We start from the raw sequence: 20,224 nt of genomic DNA, 5'->3' as shown, positions 1-20,224 counted from the left end.
GGCAAGCGGCGGAAGGGGCGGCCGGAATGGGCCGGCCGCCCCGAGAGCCGCCGATCTGAGCGGTTCGGAGTGGATTATCGGTGAGCGCGCGGGCGCGGTTTGGCCTCCAAAGCCAGGACCAGCTGGTTCGACTCCAGCCACCGGTGCCACCGATGAGAGAAGGAAGATGTCATGGCCAACAAGAGCCTCTTTGCTTCCGCGATGGCGAAGCTCCTCCCCGACGCGCGCAACCGCGAGGGGGCGCCGGCTTATGCCTATGGGCCGGAGCATCGCCTCGCCCAGCTGGCGGCCACCGGGACGCTGCAGGACGTCTTCTACGCGACGGCGCAGACGCAGCTCTCCGAGTTGCTCGACGCGGCGCGCGCCGTCGAACCGCTCTTCGCGGCAAAGGCTGCGGTCTATGCCCGCTCGCGCGGTTCGATGAAGGACATGCCGGCCTTGCTGGCGGCCTTCCTCACCGTGGTGGAGCCGGACCTGGCGGTCCGGGTATTCGATCGGGTGATCGACAATGGGAGGATGCTCCGCAGTTTCGTCCAGATCATGCGCTCCGGCGCGGTCGGGCGGACGTCGCTGGGGACGCGACCGAAACGCCTCGTCCAGCTCTGGCTGGAGCAAGCGTCGATGCGGTCGCTGATGCAGGCGGCGACGGGAAACGATCCGTCGCTGGCCGACATCGTCCGCATGGTCCATCCCAAGCCAGCGGACGAGAGCCGTCGCGCCTTCTACGCCTGGCTGATCGGTCGCCCTTATGACGTGGCCGCGCTGCCAGCGGAGATCGCCGCCTTCGAGGCGTGGAAGCGGGACAGCTCGCTTCCGCTCCCGGACGTGCCTTTCGAGTGGCTCACGGCCTTTCCGCTTCGAGCGGAGCAGTGGGCGGTGCTCGCCGTCCGGATGGGGTGGCAGGCGCTCAGGATGAACCTCAACACGGTGGCGCGCAGCGGCGCGTTCGCGGTCGAAGGGGTCGCCGAGGCGGTGGCCACGCGGCTGGCCGATCCGGAGGCGTTGGCACGGGCGCGGGTGCTGCCCTACCAGCTGATGGTCGCCCTCGACACGGTCGGGGACGGCGTTCCCCTGGCGGTGCAGGCGGCGCTCGAGCAGGCGCTCGAATCCTCGCTCGCCTCGGTCCCGGCGGTGCCGGGCCGGGTCGTGGTCTGCCCCGACGTGTCGGGCTCGATGAGCTCGCCGGTGACCGGCTACCGCAAAGGCGCCTCGTCCAAGGTGCGCTGCATCGATGTCGCGGCCTTGGTGGCGGCGGCGGTGCTGCGGCGCAATTCCGCGGCGCGGGTGCTGCCGTTCGAATGCGACGTCGTGCCGATGGCGCTCGATCCGGTCGCCCGCATCGCCGTCAATGCGGCGCGGCTGGCGGCGATCGGCGGAGGCGGAACCAATGTCTCGGCGCCGCTTGCCCTGCTCAACCGGGAGCGGGCCGAGGTCGACCTCGTCGTCATCGTCTCGGACAACCAGTCCTGGGTCGATGCCGGGCGGGGAGGGGCCGCAACGGCGACCCTGACCGAGTGGGAAAGGCTGCGGCGGCGGGTGCCGACGGCGAAGCTCGTCTGCATCGACCTGCAGCCCTACGGCACGACGCAGGCGAAGAGCCGCCCCGACATTCTCAATGTCGGGGGATTTTCCGACGCGGTGTTCGAGACGCTGGCGCGCTTCGCCTCGGGCAAGGCCGACAGGGACTGGGTCGCCGAAGTGAACGAAACGGAGGTGTGAAGAAGAAGAAGAAGGGTCGTGGCGAATGCCGGCGGGACTACATCCCACCACCCAGGTCCGACGAGTAAAGCGCCCGGGCGACCGGGAGATGCGAGTTCGAATCTCGCCTTTGGGAAGTAGCTTAAGGACCGCGTCTCGCCATTCTCGTCGCCACGACCCTTCGACATTGCCGAAACGGCGGGAATGCCGACCGGGACTACATCTTTGCCAAGACCGAGCGTCCCGGTCACCTTCTCGTCCCGCCGAACCGGCAGCAGCCGGCGAATGCCAATTGGACTACATGGGAGAGCGCCTCCCGCGAGGGAGGAGGACGGCGGTTCGAACCCGCCTCCGGGCGACCGGATAGCTCAGCAAGAAATGTCCGGTCATGCCTCGTCGCCGGCACCCGGCGCGGCGAATGCCGCCGGGACTACATGGGTAGCAAAGGAGGTTCGAACCCTCCCCCCGGCCTTGCCGGGAGATGTCCTGGCCCTGTTGTCGCCGCGCCGAATGGCTTTAGACACATGATCAAGGAGGGCCCGATGGCCGAGCAGACATTCGAATATATGGCCGTCGAAGGCGGCGCGCCGGTGAAGATGTGGACCCGCGGGGTCCCGGTGGAGCCGATGGCGCGCGAGCAGCTTTCGCGGGCGGCGAAGATGCCGTTCCTGTTCAAGCATGTCGCGGTCATGCCCGACGTCCATGTCGGCATCGGCGCCACCGTAGGCTCGGTCATCCCGACCAAGGGCGCGGTCATTCCGGCCGCGGTCGGGGTCGATATCGGCTGCGGAATGATGGCGGCGAGGACCTCGCTCCATGCCGCCGACCTGCCCGACAGTCTGGAAGCGATCCGAGGCGCGATCGAGCAGGCGGTTCCGCACGGCCGCGACGTCGGCCGGGGCAAGCGCGACAAGGGCAGCTGGGGCGACCCGCCGCCCGAGATCGTCGCCGCCTGGGCGACGCTCGCCGAGCGGTTCAAGCGGATCACCGACAAATATCCGAAGCTCGAGAAGACGAACCATCTCGTCCATCTCGGCACGCTCGGGACCGGAAATCACTTCATCGAGCTCTGTCTCGACGAGACGGACCGGGTGTGGGTGATGCTCCATTCGGGCTCGCGCGGCGTCGGCAACGCGATCGGCAGCTTCTTCATCGAGCTGGCGAAGCGCGACATGCGCAAATGGTTCATCAACCTGCCCGACGAGAACCTGGCTTACTTTCCGGAAGGGACCGATCATTTCGACGATTATGTCGAGGCGGTCGGCTGGGCGCAGGATTTCGCGGCGTTGAATCGCCGGATGATGATGACGAACGTGATCCGCGCCATTCGCACGGTCATCGCCAAGCCGTTCGAGGCGGAGCTGGAGGCGATCAACTGCCACCACAACTACGTCCAGAGAGAGCGGCATTTCGGCGAGGACGTGCTCGTCACCCGCAAGGGGGCGGTTCGGGCGGCCGAGGGCGTGATGGGGATCATCCCCGGATCGATGGGCGCCAAGTCCTTCATCGTGCGTGGCCGCGGCAACAAGGAAGCGTTCGAGAGCTGCAGCCATGGCGCGGGACGGCTGATGTCGCGCACCGAGGCGAAGAAGCGCTTCACCCTCGACGACCATATCGTCGCGACGGAGGGGGTGGAGTGCCGCAAGGACGCGGAGGTGATCGACGAGACGCCGGCGGCCTACAAGCCGATCGACAAGGTCATGGCCGCCCAGGCCGACCTGGTCGAGATCGTCCATACCTTGAAGCAGGTGGTGTGCGTGAAGGGGTGAGCCCCTTCTCGCCGCCATCGGAGAAGCATCAATGATCATCATCGACGGCTCCGAAGGGGAGGGCGGGGGGCAGGTGCTGCGCACCGCGCTGGCGCTCTCCATCGTGACGGGGCAGCCGTTCCGGATCGAGAAGATCCGCGCCGGCCGGCAGCGGCCGGGACTGATGCGTCAGCACGTGACCGCAATCGAGGCCGCCTGCGCGATCGGCGGCGCCGAATGCGGAGAGCTTGCCGTGGGCGCGGCGGAGCTCCACTTCACCCCGGGCAAGATCGCGCCGGGCGAGCATGAATTCGCCGTCGGCACGGCCGGCAGCGCCACTCTCGTCCTGCAGACGGTGCTCCCGGCCCTGCTGCTGGCTGATCGGCCGTCGCGGCTGGTCCTGTCCGGCGGCACCCACAATCCCAGCGCGCCGCCGTTCGAGTTCCTCGAACGAGTATTCCTGCCGCTGCTGCGGCGGATGGGGGCGGACGTCGAGGCGCGCCTCGAGCGGCCGGGCTTCTACCCGGCCGGCGGCGGATGCATGGCGGTGGAGGTCCGCCCTGGGGCGGCGCAGTTGGACGGGCTCGAGCTGCTCGACCGCGGGCTGCTGCGCCGGACGGAGGCGCGCGTGCTGATCGCCGCGCTGCCGGGGGAGATCGCCGCCCGCGAGCTCGCGACGGTAAGCGAGGTGCTCGGATGGCCTGAGGAGGCGCGGCGGATCGACCAGCTTCCGGAGCGCGTCGGTCCCGGCAACGTGCTGCTGCTCGAGGCGGCGTTCGACCAAGTCACCGAGGTCGTTGCCGGCTTCGGCCGCATCGGCGTGTCGGCCGAACGGGTCGCCGAGCAGGCGGCGAAGCGGATGCGCGGGTTCCTGGAGTCGAAGGCGGCGGTCGGCCCCTATCTTGCCGACCAGCTGTTGCTGCCGCTGGCGCTCGCCGGGGGCGGGTCCTTCACCACGGTAAAGCCTTCGCTTCATTGCCGCACGGCGGCGGCGGTGATCGAGCGCTTCCTCGGCGTCGGCATCGCCTTCTCGGAGAGGGACGATGGCTGCCACCTCGTCGCCGTGCGCAGCGGTTGACAGCGCTCGCCCGAAATCCTATCTGACCCCTATCCCGCTAACCGGTCGTCCGGCGGCGCCTTCGCGCGCGCGTCGGCTTTGCCTGTTTGGCGGGCGATCAAAGCGCTGAGATAGGGCGGTTGCCAGCCGTCCTGTGGAGCAGGAGAATCAAACCCTATGGCACGTATTGCGGGCGTCAACATCCCGACGAACAAGCGCGTCGAAATCGCGCTTACCTACATCCACGGCATCGGCCGCACCAAGGCGAAAGAGATCGCCGCCAAGCTCAACATTCCGCCCGAGCGCCGGGTCCAGGACCTCACCGACCAGGAGGTCCTTCATCTGCGCGAGACGATCGACGCCGAGCACACGGTGGAGGGCGACCTCCGCCGCCAGACGGCGATGAACATCAAGCGGCTGATGGATCTGGCCTGCTATCGCGGCCTGCGCCATCGCAAGGGCCTGCCCGTCCGCGGACAGCGCACGCATACCAATGCGCGCACCCGCAAGGGCAAGGCCAAGCCGATCGCCGGCAAGAAGAAGTAATCCGGCCCCTCAGAGGCCGGATCGCTTCCGCGCGATCTCTTTTGCAGATTTCTGGATCAAGGTAGTCTCGATATGGCACGCGAACCTCAGCGCCTCAGGCGGCGCGAGCGCAAGAACATCACCGCCGGCGTCGCTCACGTGAACGCCAGCTTCAACAACACGATGATCACCATCACCGATGCCCAGGGCAATGCGATCGCCTGGTCGAGCGCCGGCATGATGGGCTTCAAGGGCTCGCGCAAGTCGACGCCTTATGCCGCCCAGGTGGCCGCCGAGGATGCCGGCCGCAAGGCGGCGGAGCATGGCGTCCGCACCCTCGAGGTCGAGGTGAAGGGCCCCGGATCGGGCCGCGAGAGCGCGCTGCGGGCGCTGCAGGCGGTGGGCTTCACCATCACCTCCATCCGCGACGTGACGCCGATCCCGCACAACGGCGTGCGTCCTTCCAAGCGCCGCCGCGTCTGATTTCGCGGGGGGCCGTCCGGCGGCCCCTCGCCCGAGTTTCAAAGGCGGAATTCCCGCCCAAGTCCAAGGGAAGACCATGGCCGTCAACGCAAAGAACTGGCAGGAAATGAAGAAGCCCAACGCGCTCGAGAAGAAGCCGACCGGCGACAGCCGGCGCAAGGCGACCTTCGTGGCCGAGCCGCTAGAGCGTGGCTTCGGCCTCACGCTCGGCAACTCGCTGCGCCGCGTGCTTCTCTCCTCGCTCCAGGGTGCCGCCGTCACTTCGATCAAGATCGAAGGCGTGCTCCACGAATTCTCGAGCCTCGCCGGCGTCCGCGAGGACGTCACCGACATCGTCCTCAACGTGAAGCAAATCGCGCTGAAGATGGAAGGCGAGGGGCCGAAGCGGCTCCAGCTTTCCGCGACCGGGCCCGGCGAAGTGACCGCCGGCCAGATCGCCACGACCGGCGACATCGAGGTGATGAACCCCGATCTGGTCATCTGCCATCTCGACGAGGGTGCGACGCTCAACATGGAGCTGACCGCCGAGACCGGGAAGGGCTATGTCGCCGCCGCCGCCAATCGGCCGATCGACGCGCCCATCGGCCTCATTCCGGTCGACGCGCTCTACTCGCCGGTCCGCCAGGTCAGCTACAAGGTCGAGAATACCCGCGTCGGCCAGGAGCTCGACTATGACAAGCTCACGCTGACCGTCGAGACGGACGGCACGGTGTCGCCGGACGACGCGCTCGCTTATGCCGCGCGCATCCTCCAGGACCAGCTCCAGCTCTTCGTCCATTTCGACGAGGGCATGGGCCCGATGACGAGCATGCCCACGGGCGTCGCCGTCGCCGCGGTCGAGACCGAGGCGGATGCCAATCAGCTCAACCGCTACCTGCTCAAGAAGGTGGACGAGCTCGAGCTGTCGGTGCGCAGCGCCAACTGCCTCAAGAACGACAACATCATCTATATCGGCGACCTCGTCCAGAAGACCGAGGCGGAGATGCTTCGCACTCCGAACTTCGGCCGCAAGTCGCTGAACGAGATCAAGGAAGTTCTCGCCTCGATGGGCCTGCGACTCGGCATGGATATCCCCGGCTGGCCGCCGGAGAATATCGAGGAGATGGCGAAGAAGCTCGAGCAGGAACTGCTGGGCTGAGCCGCCTCAAAGCGAAACGTATGAAGGGGCCGCCTCCGGGCGGCCCTTTTTTTTCAGCTGAGGGAATAGCCGCCCCGGGCTCCGCGTGCGCGTCCAGCGCTATTCCTGGGCAGCGGCGCTTCTGAACCTCGCGCGAAGACGCGGAGGCTGAGGTCAGGGCGGTGCGCGCGACGGTGCACCGGCCGAGGAGCGCGTCAGGAGCCTCTATCCTGCCGTTGCCGGACCAGGCGCGCCGTCTCGATCGGCGTGGCGAAGGAGGTTCCGGTGGCGACCGCCGGGGCGCCGTCGGCCATGGCGGTCGGCACATCGACGCCCAGCTGCCAAGCATAATGATAGCCGGTCATGCCCGCTTCGGGGCGGTTCGTGCCCGCCCATGGAGTCCCGGTCGCGTCGAGCGCGCCGACCAGAACGGCATAGGGAAAGGCTTCGCGCGCCAGGGTCAGATTGCTGGGATGGTCGAGGCCGTCATTGCCGGCGGCGAGGGTGACGGTGATGCCGGCCTGCGCCGCATCCCTGATCGCGTTCACGATGCGCGGATCGTCGGACAAGGTGAGGGAGATGTTGATCGCATCGACTCGCAGCCGTGCCGCCTGCCGGATGGCGCGCGCCACCCGGACTGGATCCTGCTGACAAGGTGGGCTGATCTGCTCTGGGCAACCGGCCGGATCGTCGATCCTGAGCGAGACGATCCGAACCTGGCGCATCAGCGATCGCGCGAGGATGGTCGCCACCATGGTGCCATGGTCGTAGCGCGGATGGAAAGCGGGCCGAGCCCGGGACGAGGCCATGTCATATTCGCCGACGAGGAGGGGTGCGAGCTCGCTCGTCCGGCCGATGCCGCTGTCGATCACTGCGACGAGGGGCAGATCGGAAGGCGCCGCCATTGCCGGCACGCCGCCGATCAGCAGCGAAAGACATGAAATCAGCAGACGAATTCCCACCCCGAGCTCCCTCGATGCCGTCCGGGAGCGTGCGCAGCGAGCGGGACGAAGCGGGTGCCTGAACCCGCGGATCGCCGCGCCCGTTGAAGGGCCGCAGCATCATTCCCGGCTTGCAGAGAGCCGCCCCCCCGGACGAGTCTCGATAGCGAAGGATGGTTAACAACTTCTTCACATTGCGCAATCCGCCTTTACAATCGGTGACTTCGGCTGCGGCGCGACGCGGTTGCGGTGAAGGTTCAGGTTGACTTTTCGCCGCTCTTGCGCTTTGGGATCGCGCACGGGCGGGCCGCTGGTCCGCCTTTTCTCATGGGGTCGGGGCCGTCCCCCATATGACGGCCTGGCCCGGGGTACCTCATTCGGCTCCGGGACGAACGAAGGAAGAAGACATGCGTCACCGCGTCGGCGGCCGTAAGCTCGGCCGCACCTCCAGCCATCGCCTTGCCATGTTCCGGAACATGGCCGCCGCGCTGATCAAGCACGAGCAGATCACGACCACGCTTCCCAAGGCTAAGGAGCTTCGGCCCTATGTCGAGAAGCTGATCACCTTGGCCAAGAAGGGCGGCCTCTCGAACCGGCGCCTTGCCCATTCCCGGTTGCTCGACGACGCGCAGCTCACCAAGCTGTTCGACGTGCTGGCGCCGCGCTACGCCGATCGTAACGGTGGATATACCCGGGTGATCAAGGCCGGCATCCGTGCCAGCGATGCCGCTCCGATGGGCATCATCGAGCTGGTCGACCGCGATCCCGACGCCAAGGGCCAGGACAGCGGGCCCGTTATGGGCGACGAGGAGATGGAAGCCGCCGCCTGACGGCGCCTCCCCCGGACGTTTAGAAAGGGCCGTCCCGCCGGGGCGGCCCTTTTTTCGTCCGCCGCCGCCGCATCCTCGGCCGACACAATTGAAACATCATTCTCCCTGCCGCGGCATCGCCGCGTCACCTCCTGCGCAGAGATCGGGGCCGTCGCCGCCCAGCGCGTCGGCCCGGGATCAGCCGCCGCGTCAGCCGGCGGCGGCCCCGTCTTCGAATACGGGGGACCAACAAGGAGGCGCCGGGGCCGGCTTCAGGCCGCCACGAGCGCGAGGAGACGTTTCAATGGCTGTTACCGCAACCTTTCTCCCGAGTGCAGGCATATTGAGCACGTTCGGGGACAATCTTGGCAATAACATCACCTTCAGCCGCGACGCCGCAGGCAAGCTCCGCGTCAATGGCGGCGCCGTCAACATCCTGGGCGGCACGCCGACCGTCGCGAACACCGCCTTCATCCAGGCCTTCGGCCAAGGCGGCGACGATGTGATCACGCTCGATGAGACCAATGGCGCTCTGATGCGGGCCGTGCTGTTCGGCGGCACCGGCAACGACACGTTGACCAGCGGATCGGGCAACGACCAGCTGTTCGGCCAGGCAGGTAACGACAAGCTCCTCGGCAAAGGCGGGAACGATCAGCTGTTCGGCGGGGCCGGAGACGACGAGCTGACCGGGGGCGATGCCGACGATCAGGTCTTCGGCGAAAGCGGAAACGACCGCTTCATCTGGAATCCCGGCGACGATACCGACCTGTACGAGGGCGGCGCCGGCACCGACACGACCGTGGTCAATGGTGGCGGCGGTGCCGAGGTCTTCACCCTGACCGCCAATGGCAGCCGCACGCGCTTCGATCGGCTCGATCCGGCGCCTTTCGCGCTCGACATGGGCACGATGGAAAAGATCGTCGTCAACATGAACGGCGGCAATGACCGATTCTCGGCGACCGGGAATCTCGCCGCTTTGATCGGCGTGACCGTCGACGGCGGCGCCGGCGACGACACCATCCTCGGCAGCAACGGGCAGGACCTCCTTATCGGCGGGGAAGGCAACGACTTCATCGATGGCCAGCAAGGCAATGACGTCGCGCTCCTCGGTGCCGGCGACGACGTCTTCCAATGGGACCCGGGCGACGGCAGCGACACCGTGGAAGGCCAAGCCGGCGACGACCGGTTGCGGTTCAATGGCAGCGCCGGAGCCGAGCAGTTCGCGCTCTCCGCCAATGGCGGCCGGGCGCTCTTCACCCGCAATCTCGGCAACATCGTCATGGACCTGGACGATCTGGAGACGGTCGAGGTCAACGCCCTCGGCGCTGCCGACACCGTCACCGTCAACGACATGTCCGGAACCGACGTGACCAAGGTTGAGGTGCGGCTGTCCGGAACCCTCGGCGGCAGCGCCGGCGACGCCGCGGCCGACACGGTGATCGCCAATGCCACCAATGGCGGCGACATCATCGACGTCTTCGGATCGGGGACGAACGTCTCGGTGCTCGGTCTGGCGACCCGGATCGACATCAGTGGATCCGAAGGGGCCAACGATTCGCTCGTCATCAACGGCCTCGGCGGCAATGACGGGATCACCGCCACCACCATGCCCGCCGGCGTGATCAAGCTGACGCTGGACGGCGGCGCCGGCGACGACACCCTGCTCGGCAGTCAGGGCGCGGATACCCTCCTCGGAGGCTCCGGCAACGACTTCGTCTTCGGCGACAACGGCAATGACGTCGCCTTCCTCGGCGCCGGCGACGACATCTTCCAATGGGATCCGGGCGACGGCAACGATACCGTCGAGGGCCAGGAGGGCACCGACACGCTGCTCTTCTTCGGCTCGAATGGGGCGGAGAACATCAACATCGTCGCCAACGGCGGACGCACCCTGTTCCTGCGCGACGTCGCCAATGTTACCATGGACCTCAACGACGTGGAGAAGTTGGAGTATCGCGCGCTCGGCGGTGCGGACAACATCGTCATCGGCGATCTTTCCGGCACCGACGTCACCAACATCGGCATCGATCTACGCGGTCCCAACGGTGGCGGCGATGGTGCTGCGGACACGATCACCAGCAATGGGACCCAAGGCGCGGACATCGTCGAGGTTACAGGTGACGCGGGCGGGATCACCGTCTTCGGCCTGAGCGCCCAGGTGGGGATATTCCACCAGGAGCAGGCCAATGACCGGCTGACCATCAACGGCCTGGGCGGCAACGACCTCATCGATGCTACCAGCCTCGAGGCCGACGGGATCCAGCTGACGATGAACGGCGGGCTCGGCAACGACGTCCTGCTCGGTTCCGAAGGGGACGATCTCTTTAACGGCGGGGACGGCGACGATGTCGCCTTCATGGGTGACGGCGACGACGATTTCGCCTGGAACCCGGGCGACGACAATGACGTGCTCGAGGGGCAGTCGGGCTTCGACACGATGACGTTCAACGGTTCCAACGCCGGTGAGATCATCACCATCTCGGCCAATGGCGGGCGGGTGCTGTTCGATCGCAACATCGCCAATGTCGTCATGGACCTCAACGACATGGAATCGATCGATTTCAACGCTTTGGGCGGTGCCGATACGATCAATGTAGGCGATCTCAGCGGCACCGACGTCACCGAGGTCAACATCAATCTCGCCGGGCCGGGCGGAACGGGCGACGGCGCCGTCGACACGATCATCATCAACGCCACCGACGGGGACGATGTGGTGCTGGTGGTCGGCGGCGATGGCGGGCTCTCGGTGCTGGGTCTCGCGGCGACGGTCAACATCGCCGGCTTCGAGGCGGGGATCGATCGCCTCATCATCAACACCCTTGGCGGGGACGATGTCGTCGAGGGCTCCGGCGCCGACGTGAGCGCCGCCTTCCAGGCCGATGGCGGCGACGGCAATGACGTGCTGATCGGCGGCGCCGGGAACGACTTCCTGTTCGGCGGGCTCGGCGACGACGTCCTGATCGGCGGGCTCGGCCTCGACGTCCTCGACGGCGGCTTCGGAGATAACGTCGTCATCCAGTGACCGCGGTTCCCGGCAAGGCCGGGATGCGTACGCGATCCAGTAAGCGGGCGGCGCCCCTCACGCGCCGCCCGTTTTCGCGCCGACCGGGTTCAGTCCGCCGAGCCCGGCTCGACCTCGACCTCGTCCTCGGCGTAGACCAGCAGGTCGCCGGGCTGGCAATCGAGGAAGCGGCAGATCCGGTCGAGCGTCTCGAACCTGATTCCCTTCACCCGGCCGGATTTCAGCAGCGACAGGTTGGTCTCGGTGATCCCGACATAGGCGGCGAGGTCCTTCGACTTGGCCTTGCGCAATGCCAGCATCACGTCGAGTCGGACGATGATCGCCATGGCGGCTCAGACGATCTGGCTGGCATCGTCGGCGATGCGCTGGGCTTCGTCCAGCAGGCGCGCCACGAGGAAAAGCAGTCCGGTCACGAACAACATCAGCACGTCTGCGCCGGCAAGCGCGAAGACGGCCCGGCCGCTGCCGGCGGCCGCCGCCAGGGCAAGCTGGATGAACGGTGGCAGCAGGATCGAGGCCAGAACCGACAGGAAGAGGAAGCGCGCGAATCCGCGCAGGGGGCGGGCGGTCGCGAAGGGCCGGCCAGCCTCGACTTCCCCAAGCATGCGGGCCAGCTGGAGCAGTGCCACGGCAAGCAGCGCGCCGCTCGCCAGCTGGACCAGCGCCGCCGGGACAGGGGGAAGACCGAACCTGTCTATCTCGATGGCGCCGCCGGCCGCGCCGACGCGATCGGTAAAGAGGAGGGTCGCGGCCGCAGCGGTCACCAGGACCAGCAGGAGAGTTGCGCCGAGCGTCGCCAGGCGCAGCCGGCGGGCGGCCCGGCGAGTGGAAGGCTGCAGTCCAATCATCGATTGACATCCAAAAATCATCGTTATACGAAAAGATATGGTTGTATTACGAGGCTAACCTGTCCCTGCGTGTGCAGCAAGCCCCCATGGAGGCACAATGATGAACCGAATGAGGATGTCCCTGCTTGCGCTCGCCGGGGGTTTCGCGCTGGCAGCGGCAGCGCCCGTCGCCGGCAACGAATTCGACGCCATTTTCGAGGCGGCCGGACGCGGGGATCTGGCGCCGATGGAGCGACAGGCCGCCGCCGCGACCACGCCGGAGGCGCGCGCGCTCCTTGACGCGGCGCTCGCTGCAGCGCGGCTCGATCCAGAGGCGGCCAGCGATCCGGCGCTCGCACGGCTGGCGGGCGATGATCGCGTGCCGGAGATGCGTCGTGCAGCGCTCGAAGTTCTGTCCTCGGTCACCTTCCTCAAAGGCGATTATGCGGCGGCCGCGCGCTTCGGGGATTCGCTCGAGCAGGCGTTGCGGGCGGCCGGGGAGACGGAACGGGCCGAGCAGGCGGCACGTCTGCACGGCGTCGCCGCCCTGCTCTCCGGCAGTCCGCCGCAAAGGGTCGAGGGGAGCGTCGCCGTCCGCGCCATTCCGCTCCATTACGACCGGGTCGGCCTCCCCCGCGTCGAGGTCGTCGTCAACGGTCAGCGCCAGGAAGCGGTGGTCGACACCGGCGCCAACCTCACCGTCCTGTCGGGCGAGACGGCGCGGCGGATGGGGATCGCCTTCCGCGACTCGGAGACACGGGTCGGCAACGGGGTCGACGGCACCGTGCCGGTCCGCCTCGGCATCGCCGACCGTTTCGAGATTGCGGGCACGACGCTGCGCAACGTCGCCATCCTGGTCATCGACGACGAGCAACTCACCTTCCCATTGCCGGGCGGCTACGACATCCGCGCGATCGTCGGCCTGCCGGTGCTGCGCGCGCTCGGACGGATCGAGATCGACAATGACGGCTCCTTCGCGGTCGGCCCCGGGGGCGATCCGGCCGCCGCGGGCTCACCACTGCGGGCGAGCGGCAACGACCTGTTCGTCGATGTCGAGATCGATGGACGGATCCTGCCGCTCCATCTCGACACCGGCGCCAACCTGACCGGCCTCAGCGCCCGCTTTGCAGCGGCGCATCCGGGCGTCGTCGCCGGCCTCGCAATCGAGGAGGCACGGCTGGCGAGCGCGGGCGGCACGCGCCAGGCGCAGCGCGCGACCTGGCGTAATCCGCCGCTCCGCCTCGGCGGCCGGACATTGGCGCTGGCGGAGCTCCCGGTGACGCTTGCCGCCGAGGAGCCGGAACCGCGGTTCAACGGCACCTTGGGGTCGAACGCGCTGCGCACTTTCGAAAGTTATGCGATCGACTTCCGCGCCATGCGGCTCGAGCTCGGACCGGACAGGGCGCCGGTGGCGGTGCCGACGCCGTCGGCGTCCTGACCTGTCAGAGCATCGTCACCCGCACCACGTTACCGCGATCGCTCGTAACGGTGCGTGTACGGCCGCGGACGAACGGTTCGGCATAAGGCCAGCATTCGCGGCGCGCGTTCGGCCAGTCGAAGCAGAGACGGCGGCCGGCGACCCGCCAGCGTCCGTCGAGATGGCGGCGGCCGAAGGCGGCGCGAACGCTGCCGTCGCCGCGGAAGCGGAGGGTCGTGACCTGGCCATTGGCGGCGGCCATGCGAAGGGTGCGGCCGGCTAAGTCGCCTTCCGGGGCGGCGCCGCGGCCGGTCGCGCAGCCTGCGAGCAAAGCGAAGGCGGCGAAGGTGAGGAGTCGGCTGGTCATGAGCGGCGGAAGCCGCGGACGGCGAAATGGTTCCGGGCGCGGAACGCTGGTGAGATGAATCGTGGGCCGCGGCGGGCTGGCCGATCCGCAGGAGTGGATCCCCATCCCCGCTTCAGGGGATGGGGATTCCGGGTGACGCCTAAGCGGCGGCCATGCCGTGCTTCAGGGCGCTGGCGCGGTCGTGTCCCGCGCGGACCGACTGATAGGCGTCGCGGATGACGGCGAGCGTCTCCGGCGACAGCTGGTTGTCCTGCAACGCCGTCTCGTACTTGCCCTTGATATAGTCCTCGCCGCGCTCGACCTCCGCGATCACTTCCTTGTCGCCGCCGCCACTGATCGCGTCGCGCAAGTCGACCCATCGGCGATGGAGATCCGCCTTGAGCGAGCCATCGTCATTGGGCGTTCCGCCGAGGGTGCGGACCCGCTCCTGCAACTGGCCGACGGCCTGGCGCCGTTCCTGCGCGAATTCGCCGAACATCTGCTTGAACCGGGCGGCGTCGGCATCCTCCATCGAGCGCTCGAAGCCGTTGGCGCTGTCGATGGTAGTAGTGATCAGGGTATTGAGGACGGTGATGTCATGGTCGTTGCCCATATTGTGCTCCTTGGCTGGGGGATGCGGATTCAACGAAGCGGCGCGGCCAAAGGTCCGGCTCTCCGGCAAGAGTCCGGCGGCCCGACCGCCGGAACGGCTCCGCCTGCCGATGGGTTGAGCCGAACGAGGAGATGCGGTCATGAAGCTCAAGCCGGTTGCGGAGCAGGTCATCGTCATCACCGGCGGCTCGTCCGGGATCGGGCTGGCGACCGCGAAGCGGGCGGCGCGGATGGGGGCACGGCTGGTGCTCGCCGCGCGCACCCGGCCCGCCCTCGCCAAGGCGGCCGACATGGTCGCCCAGGCTGGCGGCCAGGCGGCCTTTGTCGTCGCCGACGTCGCCAGGCGAACCGATGTCGACCGGATCGCCGAAGAGGCCGTGAAGCGTTTCGGCGGATTCGACAGCTGGGTGAACGATGCCGGCGTGATGGTCTGGGGCAAGGTCGGCGAGGTGCCGGAGGAGGACATGCGCCAGCTGTTCGAGACCAATTTCTGGGGCATGGTCCACGGCAGCGAGGTCGCCATCGCCTATCTGCGCGAGAGAGGCGGCGCCCTCATCAATGTCGGATCGGTGGAATCCGATCGCGCCTTCCCGCTCCAGGCCGCTTATTCGGCGAGCAAGCATGCGGTGAAGGGCTTCACCGACGCCCTGCGCATGGAGCTTGCCGCAGACGGCGCGCCGGTCTCCGTCACCCTGGTAAAACCCGCATCGATAGGAACGCCGATGCCTCAGCATGGCCGCGACTTTACCGGCCGCGAGCCGCGCTTCCCGCCGCCGGTCTACGCGCCCGAGGAAGTCGCCGCGACGATCCTGCGCGCTTGCGAGCGGCCGGTCCGCGACGCCTTCGTCGGCGGCAGCGCCCGGCTGATCAGCACCCTCGGCAGCCATGCCCCCGGAACGACCGACTGGATCAGCCGCACCTTCCTGCTTCCGCAGGAACGAGGGAAAAGGCCGGCCACGCCGACCGACAATCTCTATGAGGGCCGCTCCGAGGCGCGGGTCCATGGCGATCACCAGGGCAGCTTGATCCGCCCCAGCCTGTACAGCCGCGCAGCCCGCAATCCCGGGGCCACCATGGCCATCGCCGCTGCCGCCGTCGGCCTCGGCGCCCTGCTGCTGCGGCGCGGCAGGGTCAGGGAAGGGGCCTAGGAACGCGCCGCCTTCCTTCCTCTACGCGTCGACTTTCACCGGAAAATATTCCGCCAGTGCGTCGATCGTGTCGCGCGCGCTGCGGTGGTGGACGAAGACGCCGCCCATCTCCTCCCACAGGTGGCGATGTTTCAGCTGATCGTCGACGAGCACGTCGCCGTGCTTGGCGTGGTTGCGCTTGTTCCGGGCCATCGTCGTGATGATCTTCGTTCCGGGAAAATAGTGGGCGGCCCATCTCACCTTCTGGTCCGCCGCCCAATTGCCGCGGGGAAGGCCGGTGAGGATCACCGGATGGAGATGGCGGACCGCTTCGAACAGCTCCATCGCGTCGGGCGTCAGCGGCAGCCCAAAATAGAAATCGGGCGCGGACGCAAGCTTCTGCCAGAATCGTCCGATGCCGTGGCGCCGCTCATAGGCCTGCGGGCCAAGGCCGAGGACGGCGGTGGCGCCCTTGTCGAAATCGGCGAGCACGCCGTCGCAGTCGAGGTAGAGCTGGCGCTTCACGGCAATCACTCAGTCGAAGCGGACCGGGACGAGGCGGACCGGCATGGGCAGGTCGAACTCGCGCCAGCCGCGCCGGGCAATGACGTCGTTGCTCTCCTTGGCCTCGCGGCCCGGCTCCAGCGACCAGGTGATATGATAGGTGCCGCCGCCGGGACGATCCGTGCTGCCGTCGATGGCGACGACCATCGCCTCCACGCCCTCGCCATCATCCGCGCATCCGACGATCTCACCGGTCACCGCCTCCGGCAGGGGCGCGCGCCGGCCGGCATTCGTCTTCAGCGTGACGTGATCGGCCACAGCCTGGCGGAAACGGGGCGGGAATTGCTGCAGGAGCTCCCTGCGCTGTTCCTCGTCCAGCCTCCAGCCGATGACGGTATCGCCGTCGCCAGCGTTGGCGACGGCCTCTTGCGCGGTCGATGTCATGCCGTTTCAACCCGTGCGGCCCCGGACCCGTTCCCGGCCAGCAGACGTTGGTGGCGGTGAAGGAGGAGGAAATGGACCAGGACCGCAAGACGGACGACCTGCCGCACCGGGACCGCGAGCATCTCGACGAAATCGAAGGCGAAGCGCGCAAGAGCCGCAAGGATTTGGACTCGGTGCCGCCGCCGGGCACCGACCCGCTTCACGAGGGGCCGTAAGCCGCGCGCGCGGATTGACCCACTGCGCTTTCGCCCTCAGCCGCCGAGGAAATCTTCCAGCCGCTTGCGACCGTCCGCGCTCATGACCAAGCCGAGCTTGGTCCGCCGCCAGAGAATGTCTTCCGCAGTCCGGGCAAACTCCCGCTCGACCAAATAGCGGACCTCGGCTTCGTAGAGGCCGGCACCGAAATGGCGGCCGAGATCGGCCAGCGCACCGGCGCCGTCGAGCAGGCCGTCCAGACGCGTGCCGTAGGCGCGACAGAAGCGGCGGAGCAAGGGGGCCGGCAGCCAGCCGGCTAGCTCGGCCAGCCGCTCGTCGAAGGCGGACCCGAAGTCGCCGCCGGGCAGCGGCGAGGTGGCGGTGAACGGGGCCGCGTCGACACCGAGTCGCTTCAGCGCCTCTTCCGCCAAGGCCCGGGCGGTGGTGATCTTGCCGCCGAAGACCGAGAGCAACTTCGCGCCGTCTCGTTCGGCGAGTTCGAGGCGGTAGTCGCGGGTGACGTCCTTCGCCTCGACCGAGCCATCGTCGAAGAGGGACCGCACCCCCGAATAGGCCCAGACGACGTCGGTCGGCGCCGTCTGGCGGGTGAAATAGGCGTTCACCGCGGCGCAGAGATAACGGGTCTCCTCGGGCGTGATCGCAGCATCCTCCGGACGACCCACCGGAATGTCGGTGGTGCCGACGAGGCTGAAGGCGTCATAGGGCAAAGCGAAGACGACACGTCCGTCGGGCTGCTGCAGGATATAGGCCTGCTCGCCTTCCCACAGGCGCGGCACGACGATGTGGCTCCCCTTGACCAGTCGCACGCCGCTGGCGCCGTCGACGCCGAGCGGCCCGCGCAGCAGTTCGGCGACCCACGGACCGGCCGCGTTGACGACCATGGAGGCGCGGACGCGGCGACCGCCGCCGAGCTCCGCTTCCCAGGCGTCCATGTCGCGGCGGGCCGAGACCAAGGGGGTTCGGGTGGCGATCTCCGCGCCTTTGTCGGCGGCGTCGACCGCGTTCAGCACCACCAGCCGGGCATCGTCCACCCACGCATCCCAATAGGCGCCGAGGCGGAAGGTTCCCTTGAGCGGCCGGCCGAGCGCCGCGTCGGCGGCGCCGAGCCCGCGCGATCGCGGCAGGCTGCCGCGGCCGGCGAGCAGGTCGTAGATCCACAGGCCGAGGCGGATCATCCACCAGGGGCGGCCGCCGGGCGGATCCGGGAGGACGAACTCCAAAGGGCGGACGAGGTGGGGCGCCGTCCTCAGCAGCACCTCGCGCTCGTGCAGCGATTCGCGCACCAGGCCGAATTCATACTGCTCGAGATAGCGCAGGCCGCCATGGATGAGCTTCGACGAAGCCGAGCTGGTATGGGCGGCGAGATCGTCCTTCTCGACGAGCAGCACCTTGAGGCCGCGGCCCGCCGCGTCGCGGGCGATCGCGGTGCCATTGATTCCGCCGCCGATGACGAGGAGGTCGACCCTGTCCATCAGCCTGCTGTTACGGCATTTCCGGCGGCGCTGGAATCCGCGCCGGTCTCGTGTCACCAAGGGCCATGGCCGGAGACCATCTGCTCGTCATCGACGAAGGCACGACCAGCACGCGCGCCATGCTGTTCGCGCCCGACGGCGCTTGTGCGGAGGTGGAGCAATCCGATCTCGACCAGCATTATCCGCGCGCCGGCTGGGTGGAGCATGACGCGCAGGAAATCTGGGACAAGAGCCTCGCCTGCGCACGCGCGGCCGTGTCGCGCGCCGGTGGTGCCGACCGGGTGGCCGCGATCGGAATCACCAACCAGCGCGAGACCATCCTGTTCTGGAGCCGGCGGACCGGCCGGCCGCTGGGGCCGGCGATCGTCTGGCAGGACCGGCGGACGGCGGAATTATGCGCCGATCTCGCCGCGCGGGGCCATGAGCGGTCCCTCCAGGCGAAGACCGGCCTGCTGCTCGATCCCTATTTCAGCGGCAGCAAGATCGCCTGGGCCATGGCGAACTGGCCGCAGCTGCGCGAGGCCGGCGACGATCTCGCCATCGGCACCGTCGAGAGCTGGCTGGTCTGGAAGCTGACCGGCGGCCTCCATGTCAGCGACGCCACCAATGCCTCGAGGACTGCCTTGATGGACATCGGTCTCGGCGGCTGGGACTCCGGATTGTGCGACCTGTTCGACGCGCCGCCGCACGCGCTTCCCGAGATCGTCGACTGCGCGGGCGAATATGGCCGCAGCGATCCGGCGCTGCTCGGCGCATCGATCCCGATCTGCGGGATGGCCGGGGACCAGCAGGCCGCCGCGATCGGCCAGGCCTGTCTGTCCCCCGGCGAGACCAAGGCGACCTATGGGACCGGCGCCTTCGTCCTCACCCATGTCGGGCGCAGCCAGCCGGTTTCCGACCACCGCCTGCTGGCGACGATCGCCTGGCGGCTCGGCGGGCAAACCGCTTACGCGCTCGAAGGCTCGGTCTTCGTCGCCGGCAGCCTGATCAAGTGGCTCCGCGACGAGCTTCGCCTGATCGCGACCTCGGCCGAGACGGCGGCGATCGCCGGCGCCATCGAGGGGAGCGGCGGCGTCTATGTCGTGCCGGCGCATTGCGGCCTCGGCGCGCCGCACTGGCGTCCGGAGGCGCGGGCGATCATCTCGGGCCTCAGCTTCGCGACCGGACGGGACCATGTCGTCCGTGCCTCGCTCGAGGCGATGGCGCACCAGACGCACGATCTGATGACCGCCTTCGCCCGCGACGGGGCGGCCTGGGAATGCCTGAAGATCGACGGCGGCATGGCGGCGAACGACTGGCTCGCCCAGGATCTGGCGGACGTGCTCGACATCCCGGTCGAGCGCCCCGCCTTCGTCGAGACGACAGCGCTCGGCGCGGCGATGCTGGCCGGCCTGGGCTGCGGACTGTTCGGGTCGCTCGAAGAGGCCGCGGCGATGCGAGGGCAGGTCGAGCGCTTCGATCCTGCTATGGGCGGCGCGGCGAGAGCGCAGCGGCTGTCTGGTTGGCGGATCGCCGTCGAAGCGGTGCTGGAAGCCGAAAGCAAAGGACGCTGAGCCCTCCTGTTCCCAACGCCGGCCGGCGGGGAGAGGCGCTCAGCCCCGCGACGTGGTCACCGGCGGGGCCGGCGCCTGCGTTCCGTCCGGGGCCTGCCAGCTGTCGTCGATCATCTTGATGATCGCCGAGAAATCCTTGCGGCCGCCGCCGAGCCGCTCGAACCGGGCGTAGAGCTCCTCGGCATGCGAGCCCATCGGCGTATAGGCGTCTGCGGACGAGGCGGCTTCCATGGCGAGCTTGAGGTCCTTGAGCATCAGGGCGGCGGCGAAGCCGCCATCATAGTCGCGGTCGGCGGGCGTCTCCGG

At 68.2% G+C, this 20,224-nt stretch carries 21 protein-coding genes and 1 tRNA gene; 13 read left to right on the top strand and 9 right to left on the bottom strand.

Annotation, left to right across the window (positions count from 1 at the left end; translation table 11 throughout):
• Positions 1 to 76 precede the first annotated feature (76 nt).
• The 7 genes from DDE10_RS23615 (at position 77) to DDE10_RS20260 (ending at position 6,649) form a co-directional block, all read left to right on the top strand.
• Positions 77 to 149: transfer RNA gene (locus tag DDE10_RS23615), tRNA-Trp, on the top strand.
• A 22-nt stretch (positions 150 to 171) separates the two neighbouring features.
• Positions 172 to 1,719, top strand: a complete 1,548-nt coding sequence (locus DDE10_RS20285) for a vWA domain-containing protein (protein ID WP_114954632.1) — start codon at positions 172 to 174, stop codon at positions 1,717 to 1,719.
• A gap of 521 nt (positions 1,720 to 2,240) precedes the next feature.
• A complete protein-coding gene (locus DDE10_RS20280) occupies positions 2,241 to 3,467 on the top strand; it encodes an RtcB family protein (protein ID WP_114954631.1) in 1,227 nt (408 codons plus the stop codon).
• A 31-nt stretch (positions 3,468 to 3,498) separates the two neighbouring features.
• Complete coding sequence (gene rtcA / locus DDE10_RS20275) at positions 3,499 to 4,524, top strand: RNA 3'-terminal phosphate cyclase (RefSeq protein ID WP_114954630.1); 1,026 nt, start codon at positions 3,499 to 3,501, stop codon at positions 4,522 to 4,524.
• Between the two features lie 156 nt (positions 4,525 to 4,680).
• Positions 4,681 to 5,049 (top strand): 30S ribosomal protein S13, encoded by a 369-nt coding sequence (gene rpsM / locus DDE10_RS20270; RefSeq protein ID WP_114954629.1) that lies wholly within the window; start codon positions 4,681 to 4,683, stop codon positions 5,047 to 5,049.
• Between the two features lie 72 nt (positions 5,050 to 5,121).
• Positions 5,122 to 5,511 (top strand): 30S ribosomal protein S11, encoded by a 390-nt coding sequence (rpsK, locus tag DDE10_RS20265; RefSeq protein WP_114954628.1) that lies wholly within the window; start codon positions 5,122 to 5,124, stop codon positions 5,509 to 5,511.
• A 76-nt stretch (positions 5,512 to 5,587) separates the two neighbouring features.
• A complete protein-coding gene (locus DDE10_RS20260) occupies positions 5,588 to 6,649 on the top strand; it encodes a DNA-directed RNA polymerase subunit alpha (protein WP_114954627.1) in 1,062 nt (353 codons plus the stop codon).
• Positions 6,650 to 6,843: 194 nt separating this feature from the next.
• Here DDE10_RS20260 and DDE10_RS20255 read toward each other — a convergent pair whose 3' ends face one another.
• The gene (locus DDE10_RS20255) at positions 6,844 to 7,590 is read right to left on the bottom strand and encodes a S8 family peptidase (RefSeq protein ID WP_114954626.1); all 747 of its coding nucleotides are present in this window, start codon (positions 7,588 to 7,590) and stop codon (positions 6,844 to 6,846) included.
• A gap of 386 nt (positions 7,591 to 7,976) precedes the next feature.
• Between DDE10_RS20255 and rplQ the strand changes: the two genes are divergently transcribed.
• Positions 7,977 to 8,399, top strand: a complete 423-nt coding sequence (rplQ, locus tag DDE10_RS20250; protein WP_114954625.1) for a 50S ribosomal protein L17 — start codon at positions 7,977 to 7,979, stop codon at positions 8,397 to 8,399.
• A gap of 283 nt (positions 8,400 to 8,682) precedes the next feature.
• Entirely contained in the window at positions 8,683 to 11,400 is a 2,718-nt protein-coding gene (locus DDE10_RS20245; RefSeq protein ID WP_114954624.1) for a beta strand repeat-containing protein, read from the top strand.
• Between the two features lie 89 nt (positions 11,401 to 11,489).
• Here DDE10_RS20245 and DDE10_RS20240 read toward each other — a convergent pair whose 3' ends face one another.
• On the bottom strand, positions 11,490 to 11,726 hold the full coding sequence (locus DDE10_RS20240) for a helix-turn-helix domain-containing protein (protein WP_114954623.1): 237 nt from the start codon (positions 11,724 to 11,726) through the stop codon (positions 11,490 to 11,492).
• Between the two features lie 6 nt (positions 11,727 to 11,732).
• Positions 11,733 to 12,248, bottom strand: a complete 516-nt coding sequence (locus tag DDE10_RS20235) for a hypothetical protein (protein ID WP_114954622.1) — start codon at positions 12,246 to 12,248, stop codon at positions 11,733 to 11,735.
• A gap of 109 nt (positions 12,249 to 12,357) precedes the next feature.
• Here DDE10_RS20235 and DDE10_RS20230 point away from each other — a divergent pair, with 109 nt between their 5' ends.
• The gene (locus tag DDE10_RS20230) at positions 12,358 to 13,665 is read left to right on the top strand and encodes a pepsin/retropepsin-like aspartic protease family protein (RefSeq protein ID WP_162806760.1); all 1,308 of its coding nucleotides are present in this window, start codon (positions 12,358 to 12,360) and stop codon (positions 13,663 to 13,665) included.
• Positions 13,666 to 13,669: 4 nt separating this feature from the next.
• Here the strand turns inward: DDE10_RS20230 and DDE10_RS20225 are convergent, their stop codons facing one another.
• Together DDE10_RS20225 and DDE10_RS20220 are read right to left on the bottom strand one after the other, a co-directional pair.
• Positions 13,670 to 14,011 (bottom strand): hypothetical protein, encoded by a 342-nt coding sequence (locus DDE10_RS20225; protein ID WP_114954620.1) that lies wholly within the window; start codon positions 14,009 to 14,011, stop codon positions 13,670 to 13,672.
• A gap of 139 nt (positions 14,012 to 14,150) precedes the next feature.
• Complete coding sequence (locus DDE10_RS20220) at positions 14,151 to 14,603, bottom strand: PA2169 family four-helix-bundle protein (RefSeq protein ID WP_114954619.1); 453 nt, start codon at positions 14,601 to 14,603, stop codon at positions 14,151 to 14,153.
• A gap of 139 nt (positions 14,604 to 14,742) precedes the next feature.
• On the opposite strand from DDE10_RS20220, the gene DDE10_RS20215 reads away from it, so the two are divergent.
• The gene (locus tag DDE10_RS20215) at positions 14,743 to 15,750 is read left to right on the top strand and encodes an SDR family oxidoreductase (protein WP_114954618.1); all 1,008 of its coding nucleotides are present in this window, start codon (positions 14,743 to 14,745) and stop codon (positions 15,748 to 15,750) included.
• 21 nt (positions 15,751 to 15,771) lie between these two features.
• Here DDE10_RS20215 and DDE10_RS20210 read toward each other — a convergent pair whose 3' ends face one another.
• Together DDE10_RS20210 and DDE10_RS20205 are read right to left on the bottom strand one after the other, a co-directional pair.
• Positions 15,772 to 16,254, bottom strand: coding sequence for an HAD family hydrolase (locus DDE10_RS20210; protein WP_114954617.1), 483 nt, complete (start codon positions 16,252 to 16,254; stop codon positions 15,772 to 15,774).
• A gap of 9 nt (positions 16,255 to 16,263) precedes the next feature.
• Positions 16,264 to 16,677: a hypothetical protein gene (locus DDE10_RS20205; RefSeq protein ID WP_114954616.1), complete on the bottom strand. Its 414-nt coding sequence runs from the start codon at positions 16,675 to 16,677 to the stop codon at positions 16,264 to 16,266.
• Between the two features lie 71 nt (positions 16,678 to 16,748).
• On the opposite strand from DDE10_RS20205, the gene DDE10_RS23610 reads away from it, so the two are divergent.
• Positions 16,749 to 16,892: a hypothetical protein gene (locus tag DDE10_RS23610; RefSeq protein ID WP_162806759.1), complete on the top strand. Its 144-nt coding sequence runs from the start codon at positions 16,749 to 16,751 to the stop codon at positions 16,890 to 16,892.
• Positions 16,893 to 16,928: 36 nt separating this feature from the next.
• Here DDE10_RS23610 and glpD read toward each other — a convergent pair whose 3' ends face one another.
• Positions 16,929 to 18,365, bottom strand: a complete 1,437-nt coding sequence (glpD, locus tag DDE10_RS20200; RefSeq protein WP_114954615.1) for a glycerol-3-phosphate dehydrogenase — start codon at positions 18,363 to 18,365, stop codon at positions 16,929 to 16,931.
• A 65-nt stretch (positions 18,366 to 18,430) separates the two neighbouring features.
• On the opposite strand from glpD, the gene DDE10_RS20195 reads away from it, so the two are divergent.
• Entirely contained in the window at positions 18,431 to 19,918 is a 1,488-nt protein-coding gene (locus DDE10_RS20195) for an FGGY family carbohydrate kinase (RefSeq protein WP_114954614.1), read from the top strand.
• Between the two features lie 39 nt (positions 19,919 to 19,957).
• Here DDE10_RS20195 and DDE10_RS20190 read toward each other — a convergent pair.
• Positions 19,958 to 20,224 (bottom strand): NAD-binding protein (locus tag DDE10_RS20190; protein WP_162806758.1); only part of this gene is annotated, 267 nt, incomplete at its 5' end.

The organism is Sphingosinicella terrae (assembly GCF_003347635.1).
Lineage (GTDB): Bacteria > Pseudomonadota > Alphaproteobacteria > Sphingomonadales > Sphingomonadaceae > Allosphingosinicella > Allosphingosinicella terrae.
The sequence above is the reverse complement of the archived record's forward strand: the minus strand, read 5'-3'. Positions and strand labels throughout refer to the sequence as shown.